The sequence below is a fragment of the Nonomuraea sp. NPDC049758 genome (assembly GCF_040674635.1).
Lineage (GTDB): Bacteria > Actinomycetota > Actinomycetes > Streptosporangiales > Streptosporangiaceae > Nonomuraea.
The window spans coordinates 61,246-81,364 of sequence record NZ_JBFAMZ010000009.1 but is presented as its reverse complement, the minus strand read 5'-3'; the positions used below and the strand labels follow the sequence as shown (position 1 = coordinate 81,364).

Annotated in this window: 18 protein-coding genes and 1 pseudogene; 6 read left to right on the top strand and 13 right to left on the bottom strand. The window is 70.4% G+C overall.

Going from position 1 to position 20,119, the window contains the following annotated elements:
- The first annotated feature begins 46 nt into the window (after positions 1-46).
- A complete protein-coding gene (locus tag AB0J46_RS24225; RefSeq protein WP_364335613.1) occupies positions 47-2,317 on the top strand; it encodes an excinuclease ABC subunit UvrA in 2,271 nt (756 codons plus the stop codon).
- A gap of 80 nt (positions 2,318-2,397) precedes the next feature.
- Here AB0J46_RS24225 and AB0J46_RS24220 read toward each other — a convergent pair whose 3' ends face one another.
- The 8 genes from AB0J46_RS24220 to AB0J46_RS24185 form a co-directional block, all read right to left on the bottom strand.
- Positions 2,398-3,978, bottom strand: coding sequence for an alpha/beta fold hydrolase (locus tag AB0J46_RS24220; RefSeq protein ID WP_364335611.1), 1,581 nt, complete (start codon positions 3,976-3,978; stop codon positions 2,398-2,400).
- Positions 3,979-4,266: 288 nt separating this feature from the next.
- Entirely contained in the window at positions 4,267-5,808 is a 1,542-nt protein-coding gene (locus tag AB0J46_RS24215; RefSeq protein WP_364335609.1) for a CotH kinase family protein, read from the bottom strand.
- A gap of 9 nt (positions 5,809-5,817) precedes the next feature.
- Complete coding sequence (locus AB0J46_RS24210) at positions 5,818-6,504, bottom strand: DUF4956 domain-containing protein (RefSeq protein WP_364335607.1); 687 nt, start codon at positions 6,502-6,504, stop codon at positions 5,818-5,820.
- Positions 6,501-7,382: a polyphosphate polymerase domain-containing protein gene (locus AB0J46_RS24205; RefSeq protein WP_364335605.1), complete on the bottom strand. Its 882-nt coding sequence runs from the start codon at positions 7,380-7,382 to the stop codon at positions 6,501-6,503. Before AB0J46_RS24205 ends, AB0J46_RS24210 begins: the two co-directional genes overlap by 4 nt.
- A 92-nt stretch (positions 7,383-7,474) precedes the next feature.
- Positions 7,475-8,938, bottom strand: coding sequence for an ATP-binding protein (locus AB0J46_RS24200; RefSeq protein WP_364335603.1), 1,464 nt, complete (start codon positions 8,936-8,938; stop codon positions 7,475-7,477).
- Complete coding sequence (locus AB0J46_RS24195; RefSeq protein ID WP_364335601.1) at positions 8,935-9,636, bottom strand: response regulator transcription factor; 702 nt, start codon at positions 9,634-9,636, stop codon at positions 8,935-8,937. The genes AB0J46_RS24200 and AB0J46_RS24195 overlap by 4 nt, the downstream gene beginning before the upstream one ends.
- A gap of 84 nt (positions 9,637-9,720) precedes the next feature.
- On the bottom strand, positions 9,721-11,175 hold the full coding sequence (locus AB0J46_RS24190; protein WP_364335599.1) for an alpha/beta hydrolase: 1,455 nt from the start codon (positions 11,173-11,175) through the stop codon (positions 9,721-9,723).
- Between the two features lie 94 nt (positions 11,176-11,269).
- The gene (locus AB0J46_RS24185; RefSeq protein ID WP_364335597.1) at positions 11,270-12,073 is read right to left on the bottom strand and encodes a MerR family transcriptional regulator; all 804 of its coding nucleotides are present in this window, start codon (positions 12,071-12,073) and stop codon (positions 11,270-11,272) included.
- Between the two features lie 29 nt (positions 12,074-12,102).
- Here AB0J46_RS24185 and AB0J46_RS24180 point away from each other — a divergent pair, with 29 nt between their 5' ends.
- Positions 12,103-12,858, top strand: a complete 756-nt coding sequence (locus tag AB0J46_RS24180) for a MerR family transcriptional regulator (protein ID WP_364335595.1) — start codon at positions 12,103-12,105, stop codon at positions 12,856-12,858.
- A 70-nt stretch (positions 12,859-12,928) separates the two neighbouring features.
- On the opposite strand, the gene AB0J46_RS24175 is transcribed toward AB0J46_RS24180, so the two are convergent.
- A complete protein-coding gene (locus AB0J46_RS24175; protein WP_364335593.1) occupies positions 12,929-13,894 on the bottom strand; it encodes a DUF4037 domain-containing protein in 966 nt (321 codons plus the stop codon).
- Positions 13,895-14,071: 177 nt separating this feature from the next.
- Here AB0J46_RS24175 and AB0J46_RS24170 point away from each other — a divergent pair, with 177 nt between their 5' ends.
- Positions 14,072-14,668, top strand: a complete 597-nt coding sequence (locus AB0J46_RS24170) for a dihydrofolate reductase family protein (protein ID WP_364335591.1) — start codon at positions 14,072-14,074, stop codon at positions 14,666-14,668.
- A gap of 23 nt (positions 14,669-14,691) precedes the next feature.
- Here AB0J46_RS24170 and AB0J46_RS24165 read toward each other — a convergent pair whose 3' ends face one another.
- Both AB0J46_RS24165 and purB read right to left on the bottom strand, forming a co-directional pair.
- On the bottom strand, positions 14,692-15,477 hold the full coding sequence (locus AB0J46_RS24165; protein WP_364335589.1) for a GNAT family N-acetyltransferase: 786 nt from the start codon (positions 15,475-15,477) through the stop codon (positions 14,692-14,694).
- Complete coding sequence (gene purB, locus AB0J46_RS24160) at positions 15,474-16,904, bottom strand: adenylosuccinate lyase (protein WP_364335587.1); 1,431 nt, start codon at positions 16,902-16,904, stop codon at positions 15,474-15,476. Before purB ends, AB0J46_RS24165 begins: the two co-directional genes overlap by 4 nt.
- A gap of 182 nt (positions 16,905-17,086) precedes the next feature.
- On the opposite strand from purB, the gene AB0J46_RS24155 reads away from it, so the two are divergent.
- Positions 17,087-17,281, top strand: coding sequence for a CsbD family protein (locus AB0J46_RS24155; protein WP_352350685.1), 195 nt, complete (start codon positions 17,087-17,089; stop codon positions 17,279-17,281).
- 132 nt (positions 17,282-17,413) lie between these two features.
- Here AB0J46_RS24155 and AB0J46_RS24150 read toward each other — a convergent pair whose 3' ends face one another.
- A complete protein-coding gene (locus tag AB0J46_RS24150) occupies positions 17,414-17,788 on the bottom strand; it encodes a hypothetical protein (protein WP_364335585.1) in 375 nt (124 codons plus the stop codon).
- Between the two features lie 285 nt (positions 17,789-18,073).
- A complete protein-coding gene (locus AB0J46_RS24145) occupies positions 18,074-18,241 on the bottom strand; it encodes a hypothetical protein (protein WP_364336180.1) in 168 nt (55 codons plus the stop codon).
- Between the two features lie 73 nt (positions 18,242-18,314).
- On the opposite strand from AB0J46_RS24145, the pseudogene AB0J46_RS24140 reads away from it, so the two are divergent.
- Together AB0J46_RS24140 and AB0J46_RS24135 are read left to right on the top strand one after the other, a co-directional pair.
- Positions 18,315-19,099, top strand: a pseudogene (locus AB0J46_RS24140) (transposase family protein).
- A 375-nt stretch (positions 19,100-19,474) separates the two neighbouring features.
- Entirely contained in the window at positions 19,475-19,921 is a 447-nt protein-coding gene (locus tag AB0J46_RS24135) for a hypothetical protein (protein WP_364335583.1), read from the top strand.
- Positions 19,922-20,119 lie beyond the last annotated feature (198 nt).

Below are 20,119 nucleotides of genomic sequence, written 5' to 3'. Positions count from 1 at the left end.
TTCGCCCCTTCCCGGAACTGTCGGCGCCCGTCGCTACCGTGACCCCATGGAGGACCGCATGGACAACAGCATGGACGACAGCATCGTCATCACCGGCGCGCGGGTGAACAACCTCAAGAACCTGTCCCTGCGCATCCCCAAGAACCGGCTCGTCGTCTTCACCGGCGTGTCCGGGTCCGGCAAGTCGTCGGTCGTCTTCGACACCGTCGCCGTCGAGTCCCAGCGCCAGCTCAACGAAACCTACTCCTGGTTCGTCCGCAACCGGCTGCCCAAACACGAGAAACCCGAGGCCGAGGCCATCGACAACCTCGGCGCCGCCATCGTCGTCGACCAGAAGCCGGTCGGCGGCAGCTCGCGCTCCACCGTCGGCACCATGACCGACATCCTGCCGATCCTGCGCGTGCTGTTCTCCCGCTACGGCACGCCCAGCGCCGGCTACTCCTACGCCTACTCCTTCAACGACCCCCACGGCATGTGTCCCGGCTGCGACGGTCTCGGCCGGGCCGTCCGCCTCGACCTCGACGCGCTGCTCGACCCCGGCAGGTCCCTCGACGACGGCGCCATCCGCTTCCCGCTGTTCGGGGTCGGCACGTGGCAGTGGCAGATCTACGCCCGTTCCGGCACCTTCGACCCCGCCAAACCCGTCGCCGACTACACGGAGGAAGAGCGCCACCTGCTGCTGCACGGCGGCGGCTTCACCGTCGAGGTCCGCGGCAAGAACGGCACCCTCAACAAGGTCGCCTACGAAGGCGTCGCCGACCGTTTCACCCGCCTCTACCTCAAACGCGACCTGTCGGGGCTGAGTGACAAGACCCGCGAGGCGGTCCTGGCCTTCGTCACCGAGGGCACCTGCCCCCAGTGCCGGGGCGCGCGTCTCAACCAGGCCGCCCTGGCCACCATGATCGGCCCCCACAACATCGCCGACCACGCCGCCATGGAGATCACCGACCTGATCGGCGTCCTGACCGGGCTCGGCAACCCCGTCGCCGACACCGCGGCCGCCGCGTTGCGCCGCATCGACGACATCGGCCTGGGCTACCTCACCCTCGACCGCGAGACCACCACGCTGTCCGGCGGCGAGAGCCAGCGTCTGAAGACCGTCCGCCATCTGGGCTCCAGCCTCACCGGCATGACCTACGTCTTCGACGAGCCCAGCGCCGGCCTCCACCCCGCCGACGTCGGCCGGCTCAACACGCTGCTGCGGGCCCTGCGCGACAAGGGCAACACCGTCCTGGTGGTCGAGCACGACCCCGATGTCATCGCCGTCGCCGACCACGTCATCGATCTCGGGCCGGGTGCCGGTCTGCACGGCGGCACCGTCGTCTACCAGGGCTCCGTCGAAGGGCTGGCGCGCTCCGGCACCCTGACCGGCCGCCACCTGCGGGCCCGCACCCCGCTCAAGAGCGCCGTGCGCCGCCCGACCGGGCACCTGACCATCACCGACGCCGCCCTGCACAACCTCGACCATCTCACCCTCGACGTGCCGACCGGTGTGCTGACCTGCGTCACCGGCGTCGCGGGGTCCGGCAAGTCGACTCTCGTCGGCGAGGTGTTCACCGCCCAGCACCCCGGCGCCGTCATCGTCGACCAGGGCGCCGTCGCCGTCTCGGCCCGCTCCAGCCCGGCGTCCTTCATCGGCGTCCTGGATCCGGTCCGCCGTCTGTTCGCCCGCGCCGGCGGCACCCAGCCGGGCCTGTTCAGCTACAACTCCACCGGCGCCTGCCCCGCCTGCGAGGGTCGCGGCGTCATCCACACCGACCTGGCGTTCATGGACCCGGTCACCGCCGTGTGCGAGATGTGCGGCGGCAGCCGCTACAACCCCGAGGCCCTGCGGCACCGGCTGCGCGGGCACACCATCGTCGACGTCCTGGCCCTGACCGCCGAGCAGGCCGCCGCGTTCTTCACCGAGCCGGCCATCCGCGACCGCGTCACCACGCTGGTCGACGTGGGCCTGGGCTATCTCACCCTCGGCCAGCCCACCTCCACGCTGTCGGGCGGCGAACGCCAGCGGATGAAACTGGCCGGCGAGCTCACCAAGACCGGCGCGATCTACGTTCTGGACGAGCCCACCACCGGCCTGCACCTGTCGGACGTCGACACTCTCATCGACCTGCTCGACCGCATCGTCGACGCCGGCAACACGGTCATCGTGGTCGAACACCACATGCAGATGGTCAAACGGGCTGACTGGGTCATCGATCTGGGGCCGGGCGGCGGCAAACACGGCGGCCGCCTGATGTTCCAGGGCACCCCCGCCGACCTGCTGACCGCTTCGGGGTCCCGTACCGCCGAGCATCTGGCGGCCGCGCTTGCCTGACCGGCCGCGGGAGGGGTGGGGCTGATCGTGCCGGGGGCGGCACGATCAGCCCTGGGGTCAGCCCGGGGGGCAGCCTGTGGTCAGCCCTGGGGTTCCTCCGCCGGGCAGCCGATGCCCTTGGCGGGTACGGATGCCGAGATCAGGTAGCTGTCCATGGCGGCCGTGGTGCAGGTGGTCATGCCGTAGACGCCGTGGCCCCAGCCGTCGTAGGTGAGCAGGGTGGCCTTGGGGCCCAGCTGGCGGGCCACGCTGGCCGACCACGCGTACGGCGTGTCGGGGTCGTGCCTGGAGGTGGCCACCAGCAGCGGCGTGCTGCCCTTGTACCGCAGCGGGTGCTGGGGGTTGTTGACCGGATGGCCCTGGCAGATCGGCATGTCGCCCATCGGCATCGGGTTGTAGCGCATGTCGGGGGCCACCGCGTTGGAGGCGCGCATCACCTCGGCGTACTCGGCGTAGCCCCGCAGCGACAGGTTCCAGTCCTGGCACAGGATCGCGGTGGGCAGTTCGGCGTACTGGCCGTTCACGGGCCAGTTGCCGGGAGGGCCGGGCATGTCCTCGGGCACCAGGCCGCCCGCCAGCGCGAGCAGCACCTTGGCCTCCAGCCGCCAGGCGGGCGCCTCGTTGAGCACCACGCCCAGCCACTGCAGGTTGTGCGCGCTCACCGGGCGGCCGTCGCCCGGCCACAACAGCTGACCGCGGCCGGCCTTGGCCAGCAGCCCCTTCCACAACGCCCGGATGTCGCGGCCGCGCAGGACGCAGTCGCTGTCGCGCTCGCACCAGGCGATGAACTGCTCGAAGCTGTCCTGGACGGTGGCCGCCTCGCTTACCTGGAACGCCTTGACGTCCAGGCTGTGGTCCATGTTGCTGTCCAGCACCATGGCGCGGATCCGGCCCGGGAACAGCTCGGCGTACATCTGCTGGGCCAGCGTGCCGTAGGAGACGCCGTAGGAGGTCAGCTTGTCCTCACCCAGCGCGGCGCGGATGGCGTCCATGTCGCGGGCCACGTTGACCGAGTCGAGGTGGTCGTACAGGGGGCCGGTGAGCTTGCGGCAGTCGGCGCGCAGCCTCTTGTCGAAGGCGACCCACGTCAGGTAGTCGGCCTGGCTGGTCATGACCGGGTAGGGCATCTGGTTGTACACCGAGGCCGAGCAGGTCACCGAGCGGCTGCGGGCGACGCCGCGGGGGTCGTAGCCGACGATGTCGAAGCGCCGCTGGATGTCCTGGCTGAAGCCGGAGGGGCGCAGGATGTCGTTCACGCCGGAGTTGCCCGGCCCGCCGGGGTTGGTCAGCAGGGAGCCGAGCCGCGCCGACGGGGCGGTGGCCTTGCGGCGGGCCAGGGCCAGGTCGACGGTCGGCCCGTCGGGCTCGGACCAGTCGATGGGCACGGGCAGCGTGCCGCATTCGACGGTGGGTTCTTCCTCGCACGGCCCCCAGGTGATGCCGCGCTTGCCGACGGCATCCGTGACGTCCTGCCGGGTCACCGCCGCGCCGGCCGTCCCCGCCATGGGGACGGCTGACAGCGTCGCCATCGCCATGAGGGCGGTGGCGAGCAGGGATGTTCTTCTCAGCACATTGCTCCTGTCGTCGATCGGCACGTCGATCGGCGGGCGGGGCTGCTCGCACGGCGCGTGATCAGGCCCCCTGGCCTGGCCGCGGAGCATCTCCCGTCCTGCCTCAGCGGTCTGTTGCGGGGCCGCTGCCGTGCCTCTCCTTGATCACGACTCGGAATCTAACAGGCGAAGGCCGCGCCGGTGGACAATACGTCAGAATCTGGACACATGCGGGTGCGGGGCGGCAGAGCCCGCACGGCCGGAAGCCCGCCGCCGAGCCGGGGCCAGCGAGATCTGGAACGGAATCCGGCGTCGACGGGGTTCTCCCGGGCCGGTGGACCTCCTGTGTCAGGGTCTCCCGGACGTGGTCAACGCCAGATTCCGTTCGCCGCGTGCGGGTCAGGCGCCGGCGATCGCCCTGTCCGAGCGCAGGGCCTCGGTCCGGGTCCGCAGGAACGTGCGCAGCGTCCCGGCCTCCGCCTCGACCTTGGCGGTGTCGGCCCCGTCGTTCAGCTTGTAGGCGGCGACGAGGTCGTCGAGCAGGCCGGACGCGGTGCCGCCGGCCAGGAGCTCGGTGTACAGGGCGCGGTACTGCTCCTCATAGAGCTTGTTGAAGGCGGCGTTGTCGAGGAACTTCTCCTTCAGGGGGTGGCTCATGCGCATCATCCCGCCGCCGCCCGGACGGCCTTGTTCGCCGCCGTCGGGCGGGGTGAAGCCCTGAGGAGGCTGCACCGGCTGGGTCTGCTGGGGCCGGCCGCGGCCGGAGCCGCCCATCCCTGTCGTGTCGTGCACGCCGCTCTTGGCGTCGCCGTTGAAGGCGAGGTTGAGGTCCCAGGTGATGACCTTGAACTTCCTGGTGCCCGTGTCGTACCACAGGTAGTAGTTCTTGCCGGGGCCGGCCATGTCGTCGAAATTGACCATGATGTGCTGCAGGGCCAGGTAGCGGGCGAACGAGGTCACGTCCAGGCGGTCGGCCAGGCCCTCGGCGAACTCGGCGTCGGAGGCTTCGCCCGTCCACTTGACCAGGTCGATGACCGGCTGCAGGTCCTTGCCGCCGACCTTGTCGATCTGCTTGAAGTCGCCGGTGTACCCGGTCTGGTCCTCGCCCTTGTAGGTGAAGGAGCCGGTGGCCAGCGACTTGTACAGCACCCCGTCGCCGAGTTCCGCCGCGTAGCCCTCGTCCAGGTACTCCACCACCAGGCGCGGGGTGGACGCGCGGCCGTTGACGGTGAACGAGCTGTAGGCCGAGCGCTGGGTCGGCTCGCCGGAGGCGCCGACCAGCGCGATGCCGAGCGCTTCGTTCAACATCGTCGTCGAGCCCATCGCGGCCGGCCGTACGGCGACCTGGGTGCGCCCCTGGTAGCGGCGGCCCTCCACGAACTCGTCGAAGCTGATCAGCCAGGGCAGGTTCTCCGGCTCCTCGGCCTTCAGGGAGGCGCCGGGCATGCCGCCTCCGAAAGGCCCGCCCTCGCCCTGAGACTGACCGTTCCGGAACTGACCGTTGCCGGGCGGCTGGAAGCCGCCGGGCACGGCCCGCCGCTTGGACTGCCCCCTCCAGGTCAGCTGCCCCAGCGTGGAGTTGCCCTTGAGGCGGACGCCGACGCTCGGGACGCGGGCGCCGTCGATCGTCAGGTCGGCTTCGACGTACTTCTTCTCGCCGTCCTTGAAGTACTCGCTCAGCATGTCCTGGTAGGCCTCGTCGGCGAAGGTGAGCTTCACCTCGTGCGCAGTGGAGGCGTCGAACAGGTCCTTGGTGCCGGTCAGGTTCGTGGTGACGGTCCTGGCCTCGGCGGCCTGGGCGGTGGTGACGTACGGGCGGATCGTGCCGCTGCCGAACACGCCCCAGCAGGCGGCCAGGAACGCCGCGCACAGCGCGAGGAGCTTCCAGTTCTGCCGGACTCTGACGGGGACGCGGTGCTTGAGCCGCTTTGACTGTGCCATGTGCCGGGCCTACAGGTCGGTCTGGTCGTACCCGGTCAGGACGGTGACCGACTGGCCGTGGTTGCGCTCACGCAGGGCGGTGATCAGGTCACCCGGCTCACCGCCCTTCTTGATCTTGACGGTGTACATGAGCTCGGTGAGCGCGCCCGCCCTGATCGACTCCATGCTGACCAGCTCGAACTCGTCGGTGTGCCGGACGAGCACGTCCTGGATCGAGGCGGTGAGGTCCTCCTCCGAGGGGACCTGGACCTTGACGACCTGGCGCCGCACGTCGAGCTGGAACCAGTTGAACCGGTGCATGACCATGACGATCAGCGAGATGGCGACGGCGGCGACGACGCCCAGCAGGTAGAAGCGGGTGCCGACGGCCATGCCGACGCCCATCACCAGGAAGATGAACCCGACGTCGCGGGTCTCTTTGATGGCGTTGCGGAACCGCACCACCGACAGGGCCCCGACCAGGGCAAAGGCGCGGGCGATGTTGGAGCCGACGACCAGCATGATCAGCGAGATCAGCATGCCCAGGACGACCAGCGTCTGGACGTAGGACTGGCTGTAGGACACGTTGCGGTGCGTGGCCCGGTACACCCAGCCGATCATGGCGCTGAGCGCGAACGACAGGGCCATCGCGATGGCGATGTCGGCCACGCTGAACGTGCCGGACAGGTCCTGGAAGGAGAAGTCCATAGGGGTCATGCCTCCGGAAGAACGGTCGACGGGACGAGGTCGTCGTGGGGAACGTGGAAGATCGAGCGCGGCGCCAGCCCGTGGGCCTCGACGCTCTGGCAGTACTTGGAGACCCGCACCACCTGCAGGTTCCGCTTGGCGGTCAGATCGGTCAGCCAGTACGGCACGCGCTCGTCGGCCTTGACCTCCACGATCGACTTGCCGGCCGGGACGATGAGCCGGTTCTCGGCGTCGGCGCCGAGGTGGAAGTCCCGGTCACGGCCGCGGATACGCCGGTCGAACGTCACCCGCAGGCCCACGTCGGCGTCGCGGCCGAGGTAGGCGTGCCGCTGGTAGCCGGTCATCGCGACGGGCCGCAGGTCCAGGCGCAGCACCAGGTCGAGCACCTCCTCCAGGAAGGCCCGCCGGGACGGGTCGTGCTCGACCATCCGCCGCCCGTCGCACAGGCGCAGCGCGTCGGCGTACGCAAGGGACACCCGCCGCTTCTGGGTCACCCGGTTGACCCGCTGCTTGATCTCGACGAACACCGGCGTGGCGCCGTCCACACAGAAGCGGTCGCCGTAGTGGCGCACCCTCAGCTTCCTGCGGAACTTCAGTCCTTCGACCTTCTCCCAGTAGAAGCGCAACTGCCGTGTGTCGTAGTAGACGCTCCAGACGCCGTAGCCCGCCTCGCCGCTGTGCTGGTCGCGATCGAGCCGCTGCTCGATCTCCTCCCGCAGCGCGACCGCCTCCGAGGCGTCCACGAGGTACTTGATCTCGTAGCGGTTGAAGGCGTGCAGCTTGCTGGGGACCCGCAGCCGGTGACCCTGGTCACCGGCCACCCCCGACGGCGGCTGACCGGCCTGCTCAGCTGCGGAAACGGCTGGTTTGCGGAACCTTTTCAGCAATGTCCCTCCTTTCGTCAGCCCACATCTGACCGCACGAAGCTGGGAACAATGTGTGAACCGCGCCTGACGAGAAGAGTGAACGGCCGGCGTGTTCAGCCGTCGCGATGCTGCTCAAGAGGCAGCAGCACACGAAAGACGGTGCCGCGCCCCGGAACGCTGGTCACCTCGATCCGACCGTCGTGCGCCTGCACGAGCGCCGCGGCGATGGCCAGGCCCAGCCCCGTCCCACCGCTGTCACGGGAACGGCCGGGATCAGCCCGGTAGAAGCGGTCGAACACGTGCGGCAGATGACCGGCCTCGATGCCCTGCCCTTCGTCACACACCTCGACCAGCGCGGCCCTGGCGTGCGCAGCGGGCCCGCCGCCGACGTGCACCACCCCGGCCGCGGGGACCCCGGCCACGGCGCGAGGGGCCACCTCGACCCGGATCTCCGCCTCCGCAGCCGTGTGCCGCATCGCGTTGCCGACCAGATTGGCGATGACCTGATGCAGCCGGTGTTCGTCACCAAGCACGAACACCGGCTCGGCGGAGACGACCAGCCGGATCGGCCGCTCGCGATCGCGGGCCTGAGCGGCATGGACGACATCCCCGGCCAGCACGTGCAAATCCACGACGGTGGGCGCCAAGGCGGGCTCCTGATCCAGCCGGGCCAGCAGCAGCATGTCCTCCACCAGGACACCCATGCGTTCGGCCTCGGCCTCGATCCTGCGCAGCAGCCGCTCGGCCACCGCGTCCCGAGGGCCCTGGCCGTGATGGTAGAGCTCGGCGAAGCCCCGGATGGAGGTGAGCGGAGTGCGCAGCTCGTGAGAGGCGTCGGCGACGAAACGGCGCAGCCGCTGTTCCGACTGCCGGCGGGCCCGCAGAGCCGCGGACAGTCGTTCCAGCATCGTGTTGAGCGTCTGGCCGAGCCGCCCGATCTCGGTGCGCGGATCGGCATCGGCGACCCTTCGGTCCAGATCGCCGGCGGAGATCGCCCGCGCCGTGCGTTCGACGCGGGTGAGCGGACGCAGGCCCAGCCGTACCACCGCCCAGGCCACGGCGCCCAGCAGCACGAGCACCAGCGTTCCCGCGGCCGCCTCGATGACCAGCAACTGCCGCACGGTGGCGCGGTTGGCCTCCAGCGACATCGACAGGGCGACGCGCTCACCGTTCGGCAACTGCCTGAGCAGCACCCGCCAGTCCTCCCGCCCGCTGCGGTCCTGCACGGTGAACGGCCGGTACGGCACCGACCTGACCGCCCCGGCCGGGACCTGCGGGCCGCCCGCCGCGTCCGCAGGAATCAGCCGGGCCAATCGCCCGGCACGGTCATAGACGGCGATCCGGAACTGGGTCGGCAACTGGACGCTCCCGGGCGGCGGCGGGGGCCCGATCGGCGGCCGGCGGGCGGAGGTGGTCGCGGAGAACTCGGCCAGCTGCGCGTCCACGCGCGACAGCAGCGACTGCTCCAGCATCACAGTGCCGGCGACCGCGAAGACGGCCAGCCCCGCCGCCGCCAGGCCGAGCAGGGCCACCAGCAGCCGCAGCCGCAACGGCCACGGACGGCGGGCCACCCTCACGACGTGCTCTGCAGCCGGTAACCCACGCCGCGCAGGGTGTGGATCAGCGGCGAGCCGCCGGCGTCGATCTTCCGCCGCAGGTAGCTGATGTAGGACTCGACGATCCTGCTCTCGCCGTCGAAGTCGAAGTCCCACACGCGGTCGAGGATCTGCGCCTTGCTGACCGCCCGCCCCGCGTTGATCATCAGGTACCTGAGCAGGCTGAACTCCGTCGGTGACAGATGGATCGGCCGTCCGGCCCGGCGCACGGTATGGGCCTGTTCGTCCAGCTCCAGGTCCGCGTACCGCAGGACGCCGTCGTCGGCCTGCTCCTCCGGCGGGCGCGTCCTGCGCAGGATCGCCCGCAGCCGCAGCACGACCTCCTCCAGACTGAAGGGCTTGGTCACGTAGTCGTCGCCCCCGGCGGTCAGCCCCGCGATCCGGTCGGGCACCGCGTCCTTGGCGGTCAGGAAGAGCACCGGAGGGCTGTCACCGGCCTCGCGAAGCCTGCGCGCCACCGTGAACCCGTCCAGGCCGGGCATCATCACGTCCAGCACGATGATGTCCGGCCGCTCCCGGGCCACCTCCTCCAGCGCCCGGCGGCCGTCCGAGACCGTCCGCACGGTGAAGCCGTTCAGCTCCAGGGCCTCCGACAGCAGCTCGCGGATGTTCGGCTCGTCGTCGACCACCAGCACGTTCGCGGCGGATCGTTCGTTCACCACATCGTTCTACCTGCACATGGTGAGAAAAACGTGTGAGCGCCCGCGGCGCCGCTCGGCGGCACCCGACCGCAGAACACTGAATCAGCAGCTCAGGTCACGCGCGGGCAGACGGCCCGTCACCAGGAAGTCGGTGACGGCACGGTCACCGCAGGCGTTGCCGTTGGCCAGATACACCCCGTGACCGCTGGAGTCCACCGCGACCATCCGGGCCCGCTGCCCGAGCGCCGCACGCATCTTCAGCGCCCCGCTGTAGGGCGTGGCCGGATCCCGCAGATTCTGGATCAGCAGGACGTTGGCCGGGCCGCGCGAACCGACCCGCGTGGCCTGCTCGGCAGGCCGGAACGGCCAGTACGCACACGGCCCCAGATTCACCGGCATGCCCGCCGTCAACGGGTAGGCGGCCCGGCTGCGCCGCACCTGCTGCTCGTGCCGGGCGACCGAGCTCGGCCACACCACGTCGTTGCACATCGTGGCACCGGCGTGCGCGGCGGTGTTCTGCAGAGCGGCCTGCGGCGGCTGGTTCGGCGCGGGCAGTTCGGCGCCGCTCAGCGCGGCCTTCAACAGCCCGGCCAGCATCGGGTAATTGGCCCGCGAGTACAGCGCGTTGAGCAGGGTCTCCCGCAGCAGGTTGCCGGTCAGCCGCTGCTCCGGCTCGGACCCCGGCCAGGCGAGCGGCTCGCGGTCCAGCCGGGCGGCCAGCTCCAGGAACGTCCGGCGCACCGCGGCCACGTCGGCGCCCAGGCCGTAGTCGCCGTCGCGCGCGGCCGCCCACGCGGCGAAGTCGGGGAAGGCGTCCTGCACACCGACGGCGTAGTTGGCCAGCCACTGGCGCGCCACCTTGCGCGGATCGGGGTCGTCATTGCTGTCGAGGATCACCCGATCGGTGGTGCCGGGGAACATCGTGGCGTGCACGGCGCCCGCGTAGGTGCCGTACGAGACGCCCCAGTAGGAGATCTTGTCCTCGCCGAGCGCCACCCGGATCCGGTCGATGTCCCTGGCGTGGTTGCGGGTGCTGATGTGCCGGATCAGCGGCCCGCCGTTGCGGGCGCACGCCTCGGCGATCCGGCGCGACCACGCCGCGTTCCCGGCGATCCCGCCGTCGGCGTCGGGGTAGGGCTTCATACGCGTCAGCGACAGGTCGGCGGGCGCGAGCCCGCAGGAGACCGGCGAGCTCTTGCCCACGCCACGCGGGTCGAACCCGACGATGTCGAAGCGGTCGAGCACATCCTTCGGCAGCTTCTTCACCAGGGTGCTGGGCCGGTTCAGCCCCGGGCTGCCCGGACCGCCCGGGATGATCAGCAACACGCCGCGGCGCACGTCGGGGCGGGCCGTCCTGATCCTCGACACCGCCAGCGTGACCGACGGGCCGCCGGGGGCGGAGTAGTCCATCGGCACCTCGATCGTCGTGCACTCCTGGCGGGGATCGACTCCCTCGCCCGGCTGACAGGAGCTCCACGAGGTGACGGCGGCGTGCGCCGGGGCCGCGAGGAGAGTGGCCGTCAGGGCGGACGCGGACAACAGGGCAAGGGATTTCATCAGGGGCCTTTCGGTTCCGGTGGAGACATCCACGACTCTGCCGGGTCGTTGATCGCCGAACCAGAGACCTCGTCACCGGCCACCCGTGACCTCATCACGAAACCGACAAATCACCCACCACTGGAACCAGCACGTCCGTCACCAACTCCCCAGGAGGCGTACACCCCGGATCCGACACATACACCTCCCGCACCGCACCCCTCACCGCCAGCCGCCGCTCAGCACACCACGCCAGCACAGCATGCACCGTCAACGCGATCTGGTCATAAGGCCCCACATGAGTCGCCCGCGCGAACACCCCACCCGGCAACACCCCCACCTCGAAACCCTGACCGACCTCCCTCTCCTCATCCAGCAACAACGCCACCCGGACGTCCACCACCTCACCCACATCAACCGGAAACAACCCCACCAACCGCACCGGCCCGAACCCCTCCGGCAACCCCGCCACCAACCGCGCCACCGCCGCGGACGTAGCCCGCCCCACATCCTCCAACCCCGCCGCCCGCTCACCCACGAACGCCGCCCGCCCCCCGCACTCCCGCACCAAACCCACCTCAGCCGCCGGCAACCCCACAGCCAGCACCCGCTCCAACGACGCCAACGTCCGCCGCCGCCGCGCCAACTCCACCTCCAACGACACCCGAACCGACTCCAAAGCCCCCACCTCCCCCGACAACACCCGCCCCACCACCGCCAACGGCACATCCAACGACCGCAACAACCCGATCGACAACGCCTCCCGCGCCTGACCAGCCCGGTAATACCGGTAACCCGTCACCTCATCCACATACGCCGGACGCAACAACCCCAACTCGTCGTAATGCCGCAACTGCTTCACACTCAACCGACCAAGCCGCGCAAACTGCCCAATCGGCAGCAACTCCTCATCCACCACCACACCCACCCTCACGTAACGTCAGACCCATGACCCTGTCCATCGGCCAAGTCGCCAAACTGGCCGGCATCACCGTACGAACCCTCCACCACTACGACGAAATCGCCCTCCTCACCCCCAGCCAACGCACCACCGCCGGCTACCGCCGCTACACCGATAACGACCTCCTCCGCCTCCAGCAAATCCTCCTCTACCGCGAACTCGGCTTCCCCCTCGAACAGATCACCGACATCCTCGACCACCCCCACACCGACCACCTCACCCACCTCCACCGCCAACACCAACTCCTCACCCGCAAAGCCCAACGCCTCCACCAGGTCATCACCAACGTCGAACGCGCCATCCAGGCCCACACCCACCACATCCCCCTCACCCCCGAAGAACGCTTCGACGTCTTCGGCCACTTCACCCCCGAAGACCACGACGCCGAAGTCCAACGCCGCTGGGGCCACACCGACAGCTACGCCGAAAGCCGCCGCCGCGCCGCCGCCCACACCAAGACCGACTGGCTCCGGCTCACCGCCGAAGCCACCGCCATCGACGACGACATGCACGCCGCCCACGCCCGCGGGCTCGCCCCCGACAACCCCGAGGTCATGGACATCGCAGAACGCCACCGCGCCCACATCACCCGCTGGTTCTACGACTGCACGCCCGAACTCCACCGCGGCCTCGGCGACCTGTACGCCACCGACCCCCGCTTCACCGCCGCCTACGACGACCGCGCCCCCGGCCTGGCCGCGTACTACCGCCAGGCCATCCATGCCAACGCCCGCCGCCCTTGACCTGGTGGCAGGTTTTTCTGGCTGGAAAACTGGATCTTGTCCAGACCCAGCACCTTTACAATGTAGATTTCTAGGCTGGGAGGTCCAGCGCGGCCGCCGTCAGCGCGCGCGCCCGGCGGGGCGAGGTCAACAGCTCCACCGTGTCCGACAACTGGTCCACGCACCCCGCCACCGGCAGCCCCCTGACCACCGGATCCGTCACCGACGCCATCAGCGACCGGGCGAACCGCTCCCCGCCGATCACCCGGAACGGCCGGTCGTAGAACCCCCGCACCTCCTCCTCCAGCCGTTCGGTCAGCGCCATGCGGTTCTGCAGCGCCGCCAGCCGTCCGTACGCCGCCGTCAGGCCCTCCTCCCGCTCGCGCCACGACCGCGCCGCCATCGCCGCCCCCAGCGCCTCGCCCAGCTCGGCCGAGCCCGGCAGCCGGGTCAGCGCGCTGCCCAGCCACTTGGTGTACGGCGGGTAGCGGCGCCGCAGCAGCAACGCCAGCCGCATCACCTCCCGCGCCAGCCGCGCCCCCACCACGGCCGAGCCCAGCTCGTCCCCCACCTCCGCGCACCGCCCCGGGAACGGCTCCTCCTGGCCGATGCGCTGCCATTGGCAGGCCAGCACGTACCGCCACACGTCCTGCGGATACCAGCGCAACGCCTGCCGGGCCGCCTCCAGCCCCACACCCGGCAACCCGTCGCAGAAGACCTCACCGCCCGTCACCTCGGCCAGCGTCTGCCACGGCACGGACAACCAGTCCAGCAGGGACACGCCCGCACGCGGATCGAACCCGAGCCGCCCGACCAGCCACTCCCCCAGCTCGGCGACCACGACCCCCGGCTGCCGCACCCCGTGGTACTCGAACACGGTGTCAAAACCCCCGAACCGGTCGGGCAGCCCCGCCGTCACCCGCTCCCGTACCGGCTCCACCTGACCGGCGGGCACGAACAGCAGGACCCGCGGCCCCCAGTCGTGGTCGGCCGAGCGGGCCGTGTCGAACGCGAGCACCTCAGACCCCGGGCCGATCAGCGCGGCGCTGTGCCGCACCCCGGGAAGCAGCGGTGCGACGACTTCGCCGTAGAAGGCACGAGAAAGCTCAATACCAGGCACAAAGTTGGACATCACGCCGTCAACTCTGCACGAGCACCGCCCGAACCTCACCCGGTTTTCCCAGCGCCGATGACAGCGTGGTGACCGACCGGACACGCCAGGGGGAGGGACCCGTTGAGCAAGGTCGTCGCCGACATCTCCGTATCGCTGGACGGCTACGTCACCGGCCCCGACCCCGGCCTCGAACACGGCCTCGGCACCGGCGGCGAACTGCTGCACGCCTGGGCCCGCCAGCCCACCGACGTCGACGCGCGCGTCCTGGGCGGCGCGGTCCGCGCCACCGGCGCGGTCATCATGGGACGGCGCACCTTCGACGTGGTCGACGGCCCCTACGGGTGGGGCGACCCGCTCGGCTACGGCTCGGCCCGCGAGCAGGCGCGGGCGACGCCCGTGTTCGTCGTCACCCACGTCCCGCCCTCAGCGGTACGCCGGCCCGAACTGTTCACCTTCGTCACCGACGGCCCGGCCGCGGCCGTCGAGCACGCCCGCACCGTGGCCGGGGACGGCGACATCGTCTTCATGGGCGGCGCCGACCTGATCGGCCAGGCCACCGACGAAGGGCTGCTCGACGAGCTGCGCCTGCACCTGGTGCCGCTGCTGCTCGGCGCGGGCACCCGCCTGTTCGCCCAGGTGCGCCCGCGCCAGTGGGAGCCGGTCGAGACGCACTTCTCCCCGCTGGCCACCCACCTGACCTACCGCGCCATCACCTGACCCACCGCCTTCGACCGGCGGGTTCAGCCGGCGACGTGGCAGGCCAGCACCAGGCGCCGGCGGTAGCCGATCCGCTCGTACACCTTGATCGCCGCGGCGTTGACGTCGTCCACCATCAGCGCCGCGCGGCCGTGCGTGGCCACGAGCTGGGAGGACATCCAGCCGCACACCCGCTCGGCCAGTCCCCGCCCGCGGAAGCGGGCGGCCGTGGCGACCCCGGCCAGCAAGCCCACCGACGGCGCCGACCACGCGTCGGCCGCCACCGCCGCCAGCTCGCGCCCCACCCGCACACCCGCCCAGCGCCGCACCCCGGCCGCGCCCGGCACCGCGTACGACGAGGGCGCGTCCCCGGCCAGCAGCGCCGTGATCTCCTGCTCGGCGTCGCCGTCCAGCCAGCCGACCACCGGCGGCGGGCCGGTGTCCAGGGGTGCGGCGTCCAGGGGCGGCGCGCCGGCCTGGCCGGTGCGGGCGCGGGGCGGCCCCTGCAGGCTCATCCAGGAGAACGCGCCGCTCTCCCGCACGCCCTCCAGCCTCGCCGCCACCCGCCGCATCAGCTCCCGCTCGCCCAGCGGCCGGTAGGTGGGCCCCAGCTCGGCCAGCGCGTGCCGGACCAGCTCGGCCGCGTCGTCCGGGTCGCCCCACACCGCCAGCCGGTCGTGCCGGGCGATGCCCGGGGCGGCGGCCACCACCGCCTGCCGTAATGCCCAGGCGCGGGCCTGGCCGCGCAGGTCCTGGGCCGTCCACACCACCAGGTCGTCGTCGCCGCACGCGGCGCGCAGCGCGCCCGGGTCGCCGAGCCGGTGGATCACAAGATCTCGCCCGGCCGGTACGCGGCGGCCTGCGGGTGCCCGGCCACGACCTGCCCCACCTGCCGCACCACCTCGGCCACCTGCGCGGCGGCCGCGCCGGTGAAGGAGACCCGGTCGGCCAGCAGCGCCTCCAGCTCGGCGCGGTCCAGCGGGAAACGCTCGTCGCCGCCCAGCAGGTCCAGCAGCTCGTTGGACGCGCCCCGCGACCGCATCGCCAGCGCCGCCGCCACCGCGTGCTCCTTGATCAGCTCGTGGGCCTGCTCGCGGCCCATGCCGGCGCGCACGGCGGCCATCAGCATCTTCGTCGTGCCCAGGAACGGCAGGTAGCGGCCCAGCTCGGCCGAGATCACCGCCGGGAACGCGCCGAACTCCTCCAGCACCGTCAGCATCGTCTCCACCAGCCCGTCGAAGGCGAAGAACGCGTCCGGCAGCGCGACCCGGCGCACCACCGAGCAGGACACGTCGCCCTCGTTCCACTGGTCGCCGGCCAGCTCGCCCACCATCGAGGCGTAGCCGCGCAGCACCACGGTCAGGCCGTTGACGCGTTCGCAGGAGCGGGTGTTCATCTTGTGGGGCATCGCCGAGGAGCCGACCTGCCCCTCCTTGAACCCCTCGGTGACCAGCTCGTGCCCGGCCATCAGCCGGATCGTCTTGGCCAGCGAGGACGGCGCGGCCGCCAGCTGCACCAGCGCCGAGACCACCTCGAAGTCCAGGGACCGCGGGTAGACCTGCCCGACGCTGGTCAGCCGCCGGGAGAACCCCAGGTGGGCGGTGACCTTCTCCTCCAGCTCGGCCAGCCTGTCCTGCCGGCCGCCCAGCAGGTCGAGCATGTCCTGGGAGGTGCCGACCGGGCCCTTGACGCCGCGCAGCGGGTAGCGGCCGATCAGCTCCTCCAGCCGGTGGTAGCCGGCCAGCAGCTCGTCGGCGGCCGAGGCGAACCGCTTGCCCAGCGTCGTCGCCTGCGCCGCCACGTTGTGCGACCGCCCGGCCATGACGGTGGCGGTGTGCTCCTCGGCCAGGGAGGCCAGGCGGGCCAGCAGCGCCACCACGCGGTCGCGGACCAGCAGCAGGCTGTCGCGGATCTGCAGCTGCTCGACGTTCTCGGTCAGGTCGCGCGAGGTCATGCCCTTGTGCACCTGCTCGTGCCCGGCCAGCGCGTTGAACTCCTCGATGCGCGCCTTGACGTCGTGGCGGGTGACGCGCTCGCGCGCCGCGATCGAGTCCAGGTCGACCTGCTCGACCACCTTCTCGTAGTCGGCGACCGCGCCCTCGGGCACCGCCACCCCGAGTTCGGCCTGCGCCCGCAGCACCGCCAGCCACAACCGCCGCTCAGCGATGATCTTGTACTCGGGAGACCACAGGCGGGCCAGCCCGGGTGAGGCGTAGCGGGCGGCCAGGACGTTCGGGATGCGCGGCTTGGAAGTCACGTTGGACAAGTCTATTCACACCCCGTCACCGCCACCGCATCCAGCCCGCACGGGCTCCCCCGGGGCCGCGTCCGCCCTCACGGAGGGGCGCTGACCAGCGCCGTCGCGCGCCGGCCATGTTTCCGTCGGCCCTGGCCGGTAAGTACAGGAAGTCGCGAGGACCCGACCAGAAAGGCATGAACATGAGCACCGACGACAAGATCCGCAACAAGGCCCAGGAGCTCAAGGGACGCGCCAAGGAGAACATCGGCGACGCCACCGACAACGAGAGCCTCCAGGCCGAAGGCCGCGCCGACCAGACCGAAGGCGGTCTGAAGCAGGCGGGCGAAAAGGTGAAGGACGCCGGCAAGAAGGTCAAGGACGCCTTCAAGAAGTGACCGCCGCGGCCTTGGGGGGCGGCGCGGCGGGTCGTCCCGACCTCACACCGCACCGCCTCCCCCGCTTCCCGGACGCCGGCCCCCGCTACCGGGCCGGCCGGACCGTCATCGGAAGCGCGGGCCCCGCGTCGGCTAGCTGTTGCACTCCCGGGACAGGACCTTGCCGGTCTTGGCGTCCGTGCAGGTCTTGCACGTACGGTCCGGGCTCCCCGTGATCGGCTCCTTGGTGGTCTTGCATTCGCGCTCGGTCGACTGCTCGGGCTGCTTGGTCTTCTGCTCGCAGTACTGCTTCTTGTACCCGCCGCCCTTCGTGTCGCGGCAGTAGTAGCACCGCTTGTTGCCTTCCTCCAGGTATTTGCACTTGGGCGCGTTACCGGCGGCGCCGCCCGCGGCACAGTCGGCAAGCGCGGCCGACGTGGCGGGCGTGGCGGTGGTGGCGTGGACTTTCTCCCCCAGCGCCTGCGAGGCCATCGAAGGGGCGAGGGCGGCAGCGACAAGGGCGCTCACAGCGCATGCTTCCTTGAACACGTTTCCTCCCACAGGACATCTTCCTCTGGCCCCTCCATCGTGACCCGCCATTACCGGCAACCGTCAAGGCACCCGCCCGGAATTTATTTTCGGCCCCGAAACGCATTTCTTCGGCCGAAACGCTTCTTCTCACCGCCATTACTTTCTGAAGCATTTCTTCGAGAACGTCCTTTGCCGTTTCCGGCCACTCATTCCCTTGCTCGGCACAGGCGGCGGGGTGCCGGTCGTCGTGACGACCGGCACCCCGCCTGGTGCTGCCTGCTGTCAGAGCGGCTTCTTCTTGCCGAGCGTGGAACGTGCCTGGCAGCCGACTCCGTCATAACGGACGCTGTTCCAGTTGACCGGGAACAGGTTTCCGTAGTTCCTGTCGACCTTGCACCACAGAGGCTTTTCCAACCTGATCGCGCTGGTCAGCAGGGACGGCGCCGGCACGGGTTGGCATGAGAAGAGGCTCCCGGTAAGACAGCAGTCGACCAAGATCCGATGCCTCTACCGGAGAGCCTCGTTGCTGTCTTACCGTGCCGCGATTCCGCTGTCCAGTCACACCCTGATCCGCCTGGCCGAGCTGATCCGCGTCCGGCGTGCCGAGCGCCATTGCCGGTGGCGGCGCCTGGACCCGTCCCGGCAAGCCCTGCTGGTCCTGGCCCACCTGCGCAACGGCGACACCTACGCCCGTCTGGCCGTCGGCTTCCACGTCGGCACCAGCACCGCCTGGCGCTACGTCCGCGAGACCGTCGACCTGCTCGCCCTGCTCGCCGACGACGTCCACGCCGCCGCCTTACGTGCCGGTCGGCTGGCCTACGCCATCCTGGACGGCACCCTGATCCCGATCGACCGGCTGGCCGACGAACGGTCCTACTACTCCGGTAAACACCGGCGCCACGGCGTGAATGTGCAGGTCCTGGCCGATCCGGTCGGCCGGCTGGTGTGGGCCTCACCCGCGTTGCCCGGTGCCACGCATGACCTGACCGCGGCCCGCGCCACCGGCCTGATCGACGCGCTGACCGCCGCAGGGGTGAAGACCTTCGCCGACAAGGGATATCCAGGCGCGGGAGGGAGCATCCGAACCCCGTTCAAAGGCCATCGGCTGCGGCCGCCGCTGTCGCGCCATCAGCGCTCGATCAACCGCGCACACGCCTGCATCCGTGCCTGCGGGGAACGCGCCGTTGCCACCTTGAAGACCTGGAAAGTCCTGTCCCGCCTTGCGCTGCTGCCCGCACCCGCGCCACCACGATCGTGCAGGCCATCCTCGTCCTGCAGCTCATCGAAGAAGGCCGCTACTCAGGATGAAAAGGGCTCACTCACAATCTGTGCCGAGTTGGATTAGCAAACAAGATTTACCTGCGGTCAAGATCACCGGGCAACAAGATCCGGGATCACAATAAGATAAACATAAAATCTGTAACGGCCGCCTTCTCCGGCACGATATACCTGGCCGAATCACCGGTAATTGCCATTTTCACAACACGCGGAGTGGCAAGGCGATCACGCCGGCGAAACCGGCCTCCACGGCGCACTGTGGTGCCCGCGTCCCCCATAACCACCACAGCACAGCCCGCTGTGGAGCAAATGAACACGTTGCCGCCCGCGGACCACAGAAATTACATATGAAGAACCTGGCCCCGCGCCAGAAACACCGAATTCCCGCAACGAAAGGAACGGCACATGCTCCATGCCGACGGAACACACCGCAATCCCCTCCGCCGGGCGGCGGCAGTGCTCGGCGCGCTCCTGATGAGCGCCTCTCTCGTGGCCGGCGCCACGACCCCCGCGCACGCCGCCGGCGGCTGCGCCGACAGGTCGCAGAACGGCTGGACCATCCGGCTCTGCGCCAGCAAGAACGGGCTCGACCTGATCTCCGACATGTACGTCATCGCCAAGGGACAGACCGGCAACGGCTGCAGAGGCGAAGGCCACGCCACCTCATCCGGCCAGCCGATGGGCTACCTCGACCTCACCGGCTGCGCCAACATCGCCGTCAACGCCCGCTACGTCATCGCCTCGCAATGGGCGGCCGGCGGCGCGCAGGTCACCACCCGCGCGGTCATCTTCGAGAGCCTCTACCCCTTCCGCACACTGTTCGACCAGAGCGCCTCCTTCAACGACGTGTGAGGCGCCCGACCCGGTGAGGCCCAGCCGCACCCCGAACGGCCGGATGCCCGGCGCGAGGTGAGAAACCTCGCACCGGGCATCCACGACCCCACCCGGCCCCGGCGCCGCATGAGGTCGGCGCCGGGGTGCTCCGCTCACGACGTCGGCGTGAGGACCTTGGCCTCGTGCTTGGGCGCGGACGGCTTGCGCCCCATCCGC